Genomic DNA, 13,103 nt, shown 5'->3' on the forward strand with positions numbered 1-13,103 from the left:
TTCATATTGGCTCCCTCGGTATGGCCAGAAACGTCGGTCGCGGTAGTTTCACCTGACATTTGGCACCCCCTTCTGCGGAGCGTTTATCCGACAGGGCACAGAATGTCACTACACAAACTTCTGCACAGTTTACCGTCACGCTCACCAGTCTAAATATGAGACTTCAAACAACAAAACCTTGTTTTTCTGTGAAAATTGCCAGGCTATTCCAAGGCATTTTTCAACCACCGGCTTACCCGAACGCGTGCGAATCAAGCAAAACGGATTGAAGTCGCAGAGAAATTCATCGTGACGCGACGTAGCGGCCATGCTTGTAAAAATATCCTCCTCTCTGTAACCCGGGCAACACAATCTATGCCCGCACCGCGCGCAAACTGATCATGAGGGCCCAATGACCGCACGTTTCCAAGGCACAGCCGAGTATGTCGCCACCGACGACCTGACGATAGCAGTAAACGCTGCCGTCACACTCGAGCGTCCTCTGCTGGTCAAAGGCGAGCCGGGAACCGGCAAGACCGAGTTGGCGAAACAGGTCGCCGGTGCGCTGGGTCTGAAGATGATCGAGTGGAACGTGAAATCCACCACCCGTGCGCAGCAGGGCCTGTATGAATATGACGCCGTAAGCCGCCTGCGCGACAGTCAATTAGGCGAAGAGCGCGTTCATGACGTGTCGAACTATATTCGCAAGGGTAAGCTGTGGCAGGCATTCGACGCGGACGAAAAGGTTGTTCTGCTGATCGACGAGATCGATAAGGCCGATATCGAATTTCCCAACGACCTGCTGCAGGAACTCGACAAGATGGAGTTCCATGTCTACGAGACAGGCGAAACGATCCGCGCCAAGAACCGCCCGATCGTGATCATTACGTCGAACAACGAAAAAGAACTGCCAGACGCGTTTCTGCGCCGCTGTTTCTTCCACTATATCCGTTTCCCGGATGAGGCCACGATGCGCCGGATCGTTGAGGTACATCATCCCGGCATCAAAGACTCTCTGCTAACCACCGCCCTCACCCAGTTCTACGAAATTCGCGAGACGCAGGGGCTGAAGAAAAAACCATCGACCTCCGAAGTGCTGGATTGGCTAAAGCTTCTTCTTGCCGAGGATCTGACTGCCGAAGACCTCAAGCGCGGAGGAGCGGACGCGCTGCCCAAACTTCACGGTGCGTTGCTGAAGAATGAACAGGATGTGCACCTGTTTGAACGGCTTGCCTTCATGGCGCGCAGCAAGCGCTGATCAGCCGGGACATGAACATCCGGTGATCACGGCTTGCCATATGGCAGGTTGGCTGCCAGCATCGGCCAAACATGTACGCGGCCCCTCATCGGGTCGCGCTTTCATGCCAAAGACAGGATAGCCATTTGACCCAAACTCCGATCATCAGACCCCTGAAAGCAGCCGACCGTCCGGAATGGTCGGTTTTGTGGCGCGACTACTTGGCGTTTTACGAAACCGAGGTATCCGATGAAATCTATGAGACGACTTTTGAACGGTTACTAGGAGATGATCCGCATGATTTCTCATGCTTCGTCGCTGAGGTTGATGGACGACTTGTTGGCCTGACCCATTTTTTGTTTCACCGCCATGCCTGGAAGGTTGAAAGCGTCTGCTATCTGCAAGATCTGTTTGCAAGCCCTGAAGCGCGCGGAACCGGTATTGGCCGTGCGTTGATCGAAGCAGTGTATGCTGAGGCCGACAACAAAGGCGCACCCAGCGTGTATTGGCTGACGCAGGATTTCAACCATACTGCGCGTAAGCTCTATGACCGAATAGGCAAGCTTACCCCATTCATCAGGTACCAGCGCCCGTGAAGCTTTGGAGCTTTGTTCTAGTTGGCGCCATCATGGCTGGATGCACTACGGTTGAATCGATTGAACTTCCGAGTGAGGTCAAAACCGTAGAAATCGTACTGCCACCGGCAAAGTCGTTTAGCAGGTCCCAGCCTCTGCCGCCTGTGCGGTCGAACAAAAACATGGCCGAAGATTTTCTGGATCTTCACTTCGAGCTCGAAAGCGGCGCTGAGCTTCCTGTTTTTACTCGTTTCGAGATGCCAGTCACCGTGCGGCTGACGGGGTCGCCACCGGCCACCATGCGAACTGATCTCACTCGCCTGTTGTCTCGTCTTCGCAGAGAGGCCGGGATCGACATCCAAGAGATCACAGATGGTCAGGCCAACATTACCATCGAAGCCGTCAGCCAGAAGCAGATCCAGCGTATACTACCGCAAGCAGCCTGTTTCGTCGTTCCAAACGCATCCAGTTTCGAAGAGTATCGCAGCGACCGTCGCAAACCGAAAAGCAACTGGTCAAAACTGCGCAGTCGCGAGCGGCTTGGCATCTTTATTCCCTATGACGTTAGTCCGCAGGAAATCCGGGATTGTCTGCATGAGGAGCTGGCGCAGGCTCTGGGTCCGTTGAACGACCTGTATCGTTTGCCGGATTCAGTCTTTAACGATGATAATTTCCACACCGTGCTGACTGGTTTCGACATGTTGATGCTGCGTGCGGCCTATTCGCCTGAACTGCAAAGCGGCATGACGCGCGAACAGGCTGCTGCGGTCATCCCTGGTGTTCTTAGTCGACTGAACCCGCGCGGCAACAACCTGCCCGCACAACACATCTCGGAAACACCACGGGAATGGATCAAGGCGATCCACAAATCCGTTGGGTCCCGTTCATCCTCTGCCAATCGGCTCCGATCCGCTCAAAGGGCAGCACAAATCGGGCAACAACAAGGGTGGACTGATCACCGCAGGGCATTTCCACATTATCTGATGGGGCGGATGGGGCAATTCGACAACCCAGAGGAAGCGCAGCGCCAATATGCAATCGCACAGCAATATCTGGCGAACACACCCGGCACCGAGTTACATCGTGCGTATATCACCACGCAAACCGCGGCTTATGCACTGGCACGTCGAAAGGGACCAAGCGTCCTGCCTGAAATCGACAATGCAATCGCAGTCATGACACGCGCCGAAAACGCATCCATGCTGGCCACGCTTATGTTGCTGAAATCCGAAGCTCTGAAACAGTCCGGAAGATACGAACAGGCACGCGCCGTCAGGCTGGACAGTCTGGGGTGGGCGCGATACGGCTTTGGCTCGGAAGTTGTGGTTCGCTCGCTGATGCAGGACATCGCATTGCGCAACCCGCAGAACATCGAAGACGGATGATACGCGCATGGTAGTGGTTCTGGGAATGGCTTTGTTGGGTGCGATTCTGGGTGCCCTGACGGCTCGGAAACGTAACGGCAGTGGCGCTGACATGGCGCAATACGCGGCCGGTTACGGCATCGCCTTTGCATTGGTTGGACTAATCCTGTCGCTGATCCTTGTCCGTCTGGTAGCGTAGATCCATGTTTCTACCCTTTTTCGAAAATCTCAGAAAAGCCGGCATTCCCGTTTCGCTGCGGGAATATCTGACTTTTCTTGAAGGTATGAAAAAGGGATTGGCGACCTACGACGTCGAGGCATTCTACTACCTCGCCCGCGTGTCGATGGTGAAGGATGAACGCAATATCGACAAGTTCGACCGCGCCTTTGCCGCCAGCTTTGAAGGACTGGATGAGATTTCGTTTGAACAGGTGCTCGAAGCTGTCGACATCCCGGCCGACTGGCTGGCCAAGATGGCGGAAAAGCATCTGTCGGACGAGGAGAAAGCCGAGATCGAAGCCTTGGGAGGCTTCGATAAGCTTATGGAAACGCTGCGTGAACGCCTGAACGAGCAGCAGGGTCGCCATCAGGGCGGCAACAAATGGATCGGCACCGCAGGCACCTCTCCGTTTGGCGCATATGGCTACAACCCCGAAGGTGTTCGTATCGGGCAGAAAGAAAGCCGCCATCAACGTGCGGTGAAAGTCTGGGACAAGCGTGAGTTCAAGAATCTCGACGACACGGTTGAGCTTGGCACCCGCAACATCAAGGTCGCACTGAAACGCCTGCGCCGTTGGGCGCGTGAAGGCGCCGCCGAAGAGCTGGATTTGGATGGCACGATCCGAGCGACTGCTGAACACGGTTACCTAGACGTCAAAACCCGACCAGAACGCCACAATGCGGTGAAGGTTTTGCTGTTCCTCGATGTAGGCGGCTCGATGGACCCGCATATCAAGGTGGTCGAAGAGCTGTTCTCGGCCGCCCGGACCGAGTTCAAGCATCTGGAATACTACTACTTCCACAACTGCCTGTACGAAGGTGTCTGGCGTGACAACCGTCGTCGCTGGGACCAGCAGACCCCAACACACGAAGTTCTTCGCACCTATGGCGGAGACTACAAGTGCATCTTTGTCGGCGACGCATCGATGAGCCCTTACGAGATCGCCTATCCCGGTGGTGCAAACGAACACTGGAACCCGGAATCCGGGCAGGTCTGGCTACAACGTGCGCGCGAGCAGTGGACTTCGAATCTTTGGATCAACCCGGTGCCTGAAAAATACTGGGAGTACACGCATTCGATTGGCATGATCCGCGAGATCTTTGAAGATCGCATGGTCCCCATGACCTTGGCCGGACTTGAACAGGGAATGCGGGAACTTACGCGCTAATTAACTTCTGTATACCCTTCAGGTCCAAACGTGTTGCAGCCCAGTTGCACGATGCACTGTGACCGGGCTGCTTAGCACCTGACAGGCGAAAGTCGCTTTGTTGAAAGCGTTACACCCGCTCTTTGAATTTTTTGGCAAGGCTAATCGCTGCTCGTCCAGCCGCTGTGCGTTTCATGGAATTGAGCGTTGAAGAAGAGGCCGCCATATGCGCCCGAATGTCCAGATCTTCAAACTCGACCTTCGGCAACATAGGATCGACTTTGTACCAGAGATTTCCGTAAAACTGGGTCCGCTGCGTCTTCAGATGATCATAATTCGCCTTCACCGCGTGCATAGTGTCCTCTGAGGGCGCAAAAAACACGATGCTGTTGTTGTTGCGTTGCTGCTTCCGAGTTTCGCACCAATCCCACGGCACCCAACACCGATCGACATCCTGATTGCCTTGCCAGAAGCTTGAAATAAACGCCCACTCTGGCTTGAATGTCATATAGTGCGTGTGGATATCGGCATTTTCGCTATCCGAGCCGGGATTGGCATTAAACATCCACGTTAGCGCCTTGCGTCGGGTGTCGGGATGAGGGCTGATTTCGTAGCCATGCAGGTATTTCTGTATTCCGGCATCCACCACAAGCTCTCCCTCAAGCTCGAATTTGTTGGCCAGCGCCTCTTTCATCTCGTCAGATTTCAGAAAAGCATCAAGCGCTTCCAAGATGCTGCCATTTGGGGGCGTGAGGCGCAGGACCATTCCAAATCCCTCGGTCGCCTTATGAACGCTCTTCTGAGACTCACCCTCGAGCCACTTCAGGTACTCGGCCTTCGAAGTGACACAACCAGGGAAAGAGATGGCTTTGTAACCAACGCTTTCCAGCTGGTCTAGAAGTTGCTCTGGCGTGTTTGCAGCGGTCGTATCGATCTCACGTGCGCCTACAACCGCCGCAAAATGTTCGTCGGACAAAAAACTCTCGATATGAAGATGCTTGAACGGGTTGCTCTCAAACTCCGCACTGCGGATTTTTTTAATCAAGTAGTCAAACTCATGGCCCATGACGAATGCTCCCTCAAATTTTCAGTTGTTATATCTATCAGAAACCGACCTTGCCGCGCATGCTCGCTTCTTGAACCTTGTCATCTTTTTGCTGATCCAAAATGGCGGAAATAGGGCATCAGATATCTAGTTCCAAGGTGTGCTTTATAGATCAACGACCTGCGAACCAAGGCATCTTGTGTTGCCTCAGGCGAAACGCACAATCTTTTACAAGGCAAAGTCAAAATAGTATTTGCCCCACCGATAACGCGGTCCCATATCTAGAACATGCTCCGCCTTACTCCCATTTTGCTGGCCATCGCTTATGCCTTTGTCATGTACCGGATTTCCGTCTGGCGCACGCATCGGGAGTTGGATGCAAAGTCTACTGAACTGGCTGATCCGGCACTTAAACGTATGACGGACAGACTTGCGGCGGCATTGGATGTCGCGCGGGTGCCAGTTTACATTTATGAGATCGACCCTGTGAACGGCCTAGCGGCCCCGGATGGGCGCATATTCATCACACGTGGGTTCTATCGAAAGTTCCGCAATGGCGAAGTGTCCGCAGAAGAGATGGCAAGCGTGATCGCGCATGAACTCGGCCACGTAGCTCTTGGGCATGCGCGTCGTCGGATGATCGACTTTTCGGGTCAGAATGCGATGCGGGCTGCGCTGATGATGATCCTGAACAGGTTCATCCCGTTTATCGGCGCATGGATTGCCAATGCCCTGACCGCCCTGCTCGCCTCACGCCTGTCGCGTGCGGATGAATACGAGGCAGACGAATATGCGGCTGCGTTGTTGACTAAAGCGGGTATCGGGATCGGACCACAGAAATCTCTGTTCCACAAGCTTGAGGATCTGACTCAGCAGCGGGCTGGTGTGGTACCGGCCTGGCTGATGAGCCACCCCAAGACGGACGAGCGCATTGCGGCGCTTGAGGCACTGGAACACCGCTGGGGCTCGAATGGCTAAAGTCTTGCCCTAAGTTGTCAGTGCTTTGCCCAAGCGCGGCAGCCGGGCTTTCTTCATCAGCGCGCGTAAGGTCCACTGGTCGCCTGACAGACGGTTGGCTTCGGCCAGGACATCCGCGGAAACAGCTTCGATACCCTGAGGGTCCCTGATCCAAAACTGATGCAGCAGTGCATCCGGATCAATCCGCTCAAGCCCCTCTTCCGCCAGTATATTTCTGGGAAAATCCTTGGCGTTCACGGTAACGATTACATCCGCCGAGGCACTGACAGCCGTCGCCAAGACGTGAACATCTGCACTGTCCGGCAGCCAGAGCCGCTGCTGGATACCCGGAGCGGCTGGGCGTTCGGCATCGGACCATTTGGATTGCGCCAATGCGATCTCGGCGCGTGCCTGCGCTTCGCCCTGAGGTCCGAGCTTGCGGGCAGCTCGAGCCCACTCCTCAAGGATGCGCGCTGACCAGATTGGCGTGAAATGCCCTATGGCCGCAGCACCCAGTAACATCTCCCGCATCACTGTGGGGTAGATGACGCAAGTATCCAGAACTGCCTTCACAACCGGTAGAACACGGCTTTGAGATAACCGCTCTCAGCCAGTTGCGGCAGTTGCGGATGATCAGGCCCGGCAAATCCAGTGTGGATCATTTGTGCCTGCCGGCCTGCCCGACCAATGCCACGCGCGGATGCATCACGGAACCGCCCTAAATCCGCTGCGTGAGAGCACGAGCAAAGACCCAGATAGCCACCCGGCTTGACCAAGGGCGCAGCGAGCCGTGCAATACGTTCATAGGCACGCAGCCCGGCATCGAGCGCTTGTTTGGACGGTGCGAATGCAGGTGGATCACAGATGACAACGTCGAATTCAGCGCCTTCTTCGCCAAGTTTCGTCAAGACATCAAAGGCATCACCCTGACGCGTTTCAAACCGGTCGACGAAACCCGAGGCATCGGCACCTTTTGTGGCAAGTTCCAACGCAGCGGCAGAGCCATCGACCGACAAAGCCTCTGCCGCACCGCCTGCCAGCATTGCCAGCCCGAACCCACCGACATGGCTGAACACATCCAGCACGCGTGCGCCCGGCTGGACCAATCTGGCTGCAAAGGCATGGTTTGGACGCTGATCGTAGAACAGCCCTGTTTTCTGCCCGCCGGTAAGGTCTGCCAAATAGGTCGCGCCGTTCATCGGCACCGGCAAAGGAGCGTCAGGTGCGTCGCCCCGCAAGGTCAGATTGACATCGTCCAGACCTTCCAATCCACGGGTCCGACCTGATGCGTTCTTGAGTACGGTGCTGACGCCGGTCACCTTGATCAGAGCTTCTGTCAGCAGTTCAAGATGCAGCTCAGCCCAGGCCGCGTTCGGCTGAACAACACATGCGTCACCAAACCGGTCAATGATCACTCCCGGAAAGCCATCCGCCTCGGCATGGACCAGACGGTAGTAAGGTTTGTCGAACAGGCGTTCTCGCATCTCCAGCGCGCGTTGCAGTCGGGCCTCGAACCAATTGGCATTGAGCTCAGCAGCGGGATCGCGATCCAGAATGCGGCACATGATCTTTGATGCGGGATTGACCGCAACCAAAGCCATCGATTGACGCTTGTCATCTTCAAGAACCGCCAGCGCTCCAGCTTCGATCTTGCGGGTGCGCCGGTCGGTGACAATGTCATTGGCGTACACCCAAGGAAATCCGTGACGCACACCACGAGCGTTGGCTTTGGGTTTCAGACGGATTCGTGGGCGGTCGGAAGAGGAAGTCTGGGTCATGACGCCCTCATAGTCCCGAACATGCGCGTGTAAAAGCCCTTTAGCGCGGGCGCGAGCGCCAGCCGCCGCGCCGTTTAGGCGTTTGTGCGGCCTGCAACCCCTCGCTCAGCACCTGAGTCATCGGGTGTTCGGCATCCTGACCAGAATACACTGTGTGCAGGTCGGACAAAGCCTGCTGCTGGTCACGGTCATCAGGCAGGCTAAGCGCCCAGTCCAGAAAGATGCTTCGACACTCAGGCAAAGCGATGCCTTCGATGCGATAAGCCTCTCGGATAAGGCCCTTTGGATCATTCGGATCATCACTGCGTGCCATTTTCGTCCCCCTCAACCACGGCTCCGATCAATGCGGCAGCGGTGGCATAACTTTCCTGCAGCGCGGCCTGCAACTGTTCGACCTGTTCAAAGCCGGTGGCCCGGCACAGAAAGGCCGTGCCGCCCTCGCCAATCTTGTCAGCTTCGATCACCTTGCCAGACAACAGCCGTGCCGCGCATTGTACGGACCAGCATAAATCGTAACAGTCTTTAAGCGTTTGCGCCTGCGCGACATCCAGTAATTCGGCAGCGACTGCGCCATCCAATCCCGAATGTACATCACGGTTGGTTGTCCCCGACAGCAAAGCTCCGGTTTCGGCAATCAATTCGATATCCATCAAGCGGCCTGCGCCGTTTTTCGCATCCCAGATCCCGGCCGGAGACTTGGCCGCCGCAAGACGTCCACGCATCTCAGAAACTTCACACAGAACTTTGCCGTGGTCCCGTGGTCGTGACAGAAACTCCGAACGGAACGCTTCGATGTCTTCTGCCAACCCATAATCGCCGGACACCACATGCGCCCGCGTCAGTGCAAGATGCTCCCAAACCCAGGCTTCGTTCTGCTGGTAATTGGTGAAACTATGCCAACTGGTTGCCACCGGCCCCTGATTACCAGAGGGGCGCAACCGCATGTCGACTTCATACAGCCGACCCTGCGCCATCGGAGCAGCAAGGGCCGTAATCAACGCTTGGGTGAAGCGAGCATAATAAGTGCGCGTCGCAAGCGGTCGGGGACCGTCTGACATATCCTGATCCTGCGGATCATAAATCACTATTATATCCAGATCGGATTGCGAGTTGATCCGCCCTGCCCCCAAAGACCCCATCCCCAGAACAGCAGCACCGCGCCCGGGTGCCGGGCCGTGTTTTCGCGCAAAATTCTCGATAACAAAGGGAAGTATGGCGGCAATCACCGCTTGCGCCAGCTCGGCATATTGCTGCCCTGCCTGTGCGCCATCGATCAATCCCCGCAAATGATGAACGCCAACCCGGAAATGCCATTCCTTGCACCAACGGCGGGCGAGATCGAGCTGAGATTCATAGTCGGCTTCGGCAGAAAGCAGCTGTGACAGTTCTGCCTGCAAATCAGCTTGTCCGGGCCAATCGGTAAAGAAGCTACCCCCGATTACAGCATCGAACACCGATGCATTGCGTGACAGATGGGTGGCCAGCGCGTGAGAGGTGCCCACAATGTCAATCAACAGATCAATCAGATGCGGATTGGCCTCGAACAGGGAAAACAGCTGAACACCTGCAGGCAACCCGGAAAGAAACCCGTCCAGTGCGACCAGTGCTTCCTCTGGCTGGGCGGTCTTTGCCAAACGCGACATCAGCTCGGGCTTCAGCCGTTCGAATATCCGTGCACCCCGTTGCGAACGCAGGGCCGGATATGTGGGCCATCGTGCTAATACACCTTTGTCGAACTCGACAGGCTGTGCAGCCACAGGCGCGGCACCGGGCCCCGGAGCAAAAAAACCTTCAGTCAGTTCATGTACTTCGGTCAGGCGGCGGGTCAGGTCCGATGTCAGTTCTTCGCTACTGAGCCCCATCAGACATGCCACCCGTTCTATGCCATCATTGGATTGTGGCATTTTGTGTGTCTGGGCATCGTGCACCATCTGGATGCGATGCTCGACTTCGCGATGGGCTCGATAATGATCCGTCAGCTTGTCAGCCACATCCTGCGGCACCCATCCCTTGGACGACAGGGCTGCCAAACCTTCGACAGTTCCACGAACCCGCAAATCCGGATCGCGCCCGCCTGCAATCAACTGTCGGGTTTGCGTGAAAAACTCGATTTCGCGAATTCCACCCTGTCCCAGTTTCATGTCGTGCCCCGGAATGGACAGAGCACCACCAGTACCTTTGTTTTCCCGAATCCGCAGGCGCATATCATGGGCGTCCTGTATCGCGGCAAAATCCAGATGTCGCCGCCAGACAAACGGGCGCAGTGCTTCCAGAAACTTTGTTCCCGCCGACAGATCACCGGCACACGGTCGTGCCTTGATGTAAGCTGCGCGCTCCCAAGTCCGGCCAAGGCTTTCGTAATAGCGCTCTGCCGCTTCCATCGCCAGACAGACGGGCGTGACCGCTGGATCGGGCCTCAGCCTCAGATCGGTGCGAAAGACATAGCCATCTGCTGTTTTGTCACTGAGTGTTGCACAGAAATTCCGTGTCGCACGCACCATGCTCTGACGCGCCTCATAAAAGTCATCAGGATCAAATCGGGTCTCGTCGAAGAGCACGATCAGATCGATGTCAGAGCTGTAATTCAGCTCATGTGCACCCATCTTTCCCATCGCAAGGATCACCATCCCAGCAGCGGTTTCGAGGTCATCATCCGTCATACCCGGCAGCTTGCCGCGACGGATCAGGTTTGCGATCTCGGCCTTTGCCGCCACATCTGCAGCAAGTGCACCAAAATCAGTCAGCGCCGCGGTTACCTTTTCCAATGGCCATGCACCTGCCAGATCCGCGAGAGCCGTCAACAGCGCCATACGACGCTTGGCCTGACGCAGGCCCGGCTTAAGTTGGTCGGGGGGAAGATCACGCGCAGCCGACATCACTTCGGCCAATGCCTGATCCGGGTGTTGTATGGCTTGCGGCAGCCACTCCCTCTCACGCTCGATCAGCCCCTTTAGGTATGGGCTGGACCCGGCTGTTCCCGCGATCAGCTCGGATTGCTCGGGTGTCAAATCCGGAACAAGCGAACGCGCCTCCTCACCAAGTGACGGATCGAAGGGGCGCGGAACACGGTTGATGGCAAGAACATCTTTCATAGAGGCAAATTGCGCAGCCCCATCGCACGGCGTCAATGGGACAAACCTATCACTTGGCCTCTGTCGGAGTATCCTGACTGAAACTGTTGATCCAAACGTCGAGGCGACGCTCCCAAAGTGAAGAGATTAGCATCGCCTCCCACTCGGCCGCATCCGGCCTTTGATAATCTGCGCGGTAGGAAAGCAACACGATATCAGGTGACAGCACCCTTAGCTTTGTCTCGCTGAGTTCAAATCTGGCCATAGTCGGCGCGTCAGCGAACTGACCCACATGATCGTCTCGGTTTGCAAACCCTGTCGGGTAAACCCCCAGAAAGTCCGGGCTTAGCAATGCACGGTCTGCCTCTGCATTCCCTTCAACCAATGCTGCCCACACCTTCTTCTCGAGTGTCAGGATCTCATCAAGCGTAGGGGCGGTCTTGTGTTCAATATTTTCCATAGTCGGCATGTAGTTTGACATTTGTGGTTACGGATACCCGGAAGAGCCCGGACCGAACTGGATAAATGCGGATGAGCGGTTAAGAAAGGTGTTCATAAAAAGCTTCCGCAGAATGAGTTCATGTAACCCTAAATCTTTTCAAACAGGGTTAAAATAAGATTTCACCTGCAAATCTTGATTTCATTGACACGCAAACCTGCAAATGAACCAGCATCGCAAACGCGCCATACAATAAAGGCCATCCTTGCGCTATGGCTCGAACATAAGACGTGCGGCGGCACGATCATAGGATACTTTGAAGGCTATCGAGTTACTCAAGAACTCGCCATGACACCCGATAACTTCAAAACGGTTTTTTCACCGGTGGGTATATTTGCCCGACATACCGTTCAAAACTTCATTTGAATCGACCTCTGCTTAACCAGCTAAAACACTTAAACCGCCTCATTCCCCAGAATTGCAAACAAGACTGTCAGGTCGGACAAGCATTTTAGGGGATGGGGACCTTGATGCGACGGATCGGGAGCCGATCCAGACGACAATGATGTACAACAACGTCGCCCCGACAATCTAAGTACTTTATTTTGCCGTTTACTTGTTCCAATTACCCAATCCGCCTAACCTTCTCCCATGTGTGGAAAATTTGCAGCCGGCCACCTGACACAGCGACAAATGCTGGCGATTATGGAGGCCCTTCTTTATGGAAAAGTCTCCCCTCACCTTCCTGAGCAATTGCCATCAGGAGGTTTCAACATATCGCCAACCGATCAGGTCAGCATGATCCGCTGGGATGGTGATTGTGCGGAAATTACATCGGCGCGTTGGCAAATCAAAGATCCCCGCGGTCGGAAGCCTCTGATCAATTCAAAAATCGAAAACGTCAGTTTCTGGAAGGACTATTGGGACAACGGGCGCTGTCTCGTACCAGCCCTTGGCTACTATGAATGGCCAAAGGGCCAGGGTCACGATTGTCCCGTGTTTATCTCTGTTAAGAGCAACTCACCCACGATGTTCTTTGCGGGTTTCTACCGGACAGAAGATGGACGCCACAGTTGCAGCATAATGACCCGCAATCCCAGCTCTCAGATCGCACATATCCATAGCCGAATGCCGGTCATTCTGACGCCTGAAGAAATTGAAGACTGGCTAACAGGCGTCATCACTCCGCAGGACGCACAAGTGACACTTGGTACGAAATACGAAGGTCGATTTGAGCATCATACCGTAAAGCCAATCAAGCCCGGCGCAAACGGTGAAGAACTTGTAACCC

The 13,103-nt window shown here is 55.2% G+C and carries 13 protein-coding genes; 7 read left to right on the forward strand and 6 right to left on the reverse strand.

The features are described from left to right. The first annotated feature begins 391 nt into the window (after window positions 1–391). The 5 genes from E1297_RS46615 (at window position 392) to E1297_RS46630 (ending at window position 4,543) form a co-directional block, all read left to right on the forward strand. Window positions 392–1,237 (forward strand): MoxR family ATPase, encoded by an 846-nt coding sequence (locus E1297_RS46615; protein ID WP_155150871.1) that lies wholly within the window; start codon window positions 392–394, stop codon window positions 1,235–1,237. 125 nt (window positions 1,238–1,362) lie between these two features. Further along, complete coding sequence (locus E1297_RS46620; RefSeq protein ID WP_244328137.1) at window positions 1,363–1,812, forward strand: GNAT family N-acetyltransferase; 450 nt, start codon at window positions 1,363–1,365, stop codon at window positions 1,810–1,812. Between the two features lie 161 nt (window positions 1,813–1,973). Next, complete coding sequence (locus E1297_RS46625; RefSeq protein WP_209016409.1) at window positions 1,974–3,176, forward strand: DUF2927 domain-containing protein; 1,203 nt, start codon at window positions 1,974–1,976, stop codon at window positions 3,174–3,176. Window positions 3,177–3,183: 7 nt separating this feature from the next. Continuing rightward, the gene (locus tag E1297_RS49370; RefSeq protein ID WP_170330838.1) at window positions 3,184–3,354 is read left to right on the forward strand and encodes a hypothetical protein; all 171 of its coding nucleotides are present in this window, start codon (window positions 3,184–3,186) and stop codon (window positions 3,352–3,354) included. Window positions 3,355–3,358: 4 nt separating this feature from the next. Further along, on the forward strand, window positions 3,359–4,543 hold the full coding sequence (locus E1297_RS46630) for a VWA domain-containing protein (RefSeq protein ID WP_155150882.1): 1,185 nt from the start codon (window positions 3,359–3,361) through the stop codon (window positions 4,541–4,543). 109 nt (window positions 4,544–4,652) lie between these two features. On the opposite strand, the gene E1297_RS46635 is transcribed toward E1297_RS46630, so the two are convergent. Further along, window positions 4,653–5,588 carry a hypothetical protein gene (locus tag E1297_RS46635; protein ID WP_155150885.1) on the reverse strand — a complete coding sequence of 312 codons (936 nt, stop codon included), beginning with the start codon at window positions 5,586–5,588 and terminating at the stop codon, window positions 4,653–4,655. Between the two features lie 267 nt (window positions 5,589–5,855). On the opposite strand from E1297_RS46635, the gene E1297_RS46640 reads away from it, so the two are divergent. Further along, entirely contained in the window at window positions 5,856–6,545 is a 690-nt protein-coding gene (locus tag E1297_RS46640) for a M48 family metallopeptidase (protein WP_155150888.1), read from the forward strand. Window positions 6,546–6,554: 9 nt separating this feature from the next. Here the strand turns inward: E1297_RS46640 and E1297_RS46645 are convergent, their stop codons facing one another. From E1297_RS46645 to E1297_RS46665, 5 genes are read right to left on the reverse strand one after another with little or no spacing between them, the layout of a single operon-like run. Further along, window positions 6,555–7,097 (reverse strand): RSP_2648 family PIN domain-containing protein, encoded by a 543-nt coding sequence (locus E1297_RS46645; RefSeq protein WP_209016410.1) that lies wholly within the window; start codon window positions 7,095–7,097, stop codon window positions 6,555–6,557. Further along, a complete protein-coding gene (locus tag E1297_RS46650) occupies window positions 7,094–8,302 on the reverse strand; it encodes an RSP_2647 family RNA methyltransferase (protein WP_155150890.1) in 1,209 nt (402 codons plus the stop codon). The genes E1297_RS46645 and E1297_RS46650 overlap by 4 nt, the downstream gene beginning before the upstream one ends. 40 nt (window positions 8,303–8,342) lie before the next feature. Then, the gene (locus tag E1297_RS46655) at window positions 8,343–8,615 is read right to left on the reverse strand and encodes a hypothetical protein (protein ID WP_155150893.1); all 273 of its coding nucleotides are present in this window, start codon (window positions 8,613–8,615) and stop codon (window positions 8,343–8,345) included. Beyond that, entirely contained in the window at window positions 8,602–11,394 is a 2,793-nt protein-coding gene (locus E1297_RS46660) for a glutamine-synthetase adenylyltransferase (RefSeq protein ID WP_155150897.1), read from the reverse strand. Before E1297_RS46660 ends, E1297_RS46655 begins: the two co-directional genes overlap by 14 nt. A gap of 49 nt (window positions 11,395–11,443) precedes the next feature. Beyond that, complete coding sequence (locus E1297_RS46665; RefSeq protein WP_209016411.1) at window positions 11,444–11,833, reverse strand: nuclear transport factor 2 family protein; 390 nt, start codon at window positions 11,831–11,833, stop codon at window positions 11,444–11,446. 672 nt (window positions 11,834–12,505) lie between these two features. Here E1297_RS46665 and E1297_RS46670 point away from each other — a divergent pair. Then, on the forward strand, window positions 12,506–13,103 hold a 598-nt coding region (locus E1297_RS46670; RefSeq protein WP_244328139.1), incomplete at its 3' end, for an SOS response-associated peptidase.

The sequence above is a fragment of the Roseibium sp. RKSG952 genome, from assembly GCF_009711355.1.

Excerpts from the sequence above, each read along its gene's own strand:
- E1297_RS46615 (WP_155150871.1), top strand. The coding sequence starts at position 392 with ATGACCGCACGTTTCCAAGGCACAGCCGAGTATGTCGCCACCGACGAC.
- E1297_RS46625 (WP_209016409.1), top strand. The coding sequence starts at position 1,974 with ATGGCCGAAGATTTTCTGGATCTTCACTTCGAGCTCGAAAGCGGCGCT.
- E1297_RS49370 (WP_170330838.1), top strand. The coding sequence starts at position 3,184 with ATGGTAGTGGTTCTGGGAATGGCTTTGTTGGGTGCGATTCTGGGTGCC.
- E1297_RS46630 (WP_155150882.1), top strand. The coding sequence starts at position 3,359 with ATGTTTCTACCCTTTTTCGAAAATCTCAGAAAAGCCGGCATTCCCGTT.
- E1297_RS46635 (WP_155150885.1), bottom strand. The coding sequence starts at position 5,588 with ATGGGCCATGAGTTTGACTACTTGATTAAAAAAATCCGCAGTGCGGAG.
- E1297_RS46640 (WP_155150888.1), top strand. The coding sequence starts at position 5,856 with ATGCTCCGCCTTACTCCCATTTTGCTGGCCATCGCTTATGCCTTTGTC.
- E1297_RS46650 (WP_155150890.1), bottom strand. The coding sequence starts at position 8,302 with ATGACCCAGACTTCCTCTTCCGACCGCCCACGAATCCGTCTGAAACCC.
- E1297_RS46655 (WP_155150893.1), bottom strand. The coding sequence starts at position 8,615 with ATGGCACGCAGTGATGATCCGAATGATCCAAAGGGCCTTATCCGAGAG.
- E1297_RS46660 (WP_155150897.1), bottom strand. The coding sequence starts at position 11,394 with ATGAAAGATGTTCTTGCCATCAACCGTGTTCCGCGCCCCTTCGATCCG.
- E1297_RS46665 (WP_209016411.1), bottom strand. The coding sequence starts at position 11,833 with ATGGAAAATATTGAACACAAGACCGCCCCTACGCTTGATGAGATCCTG.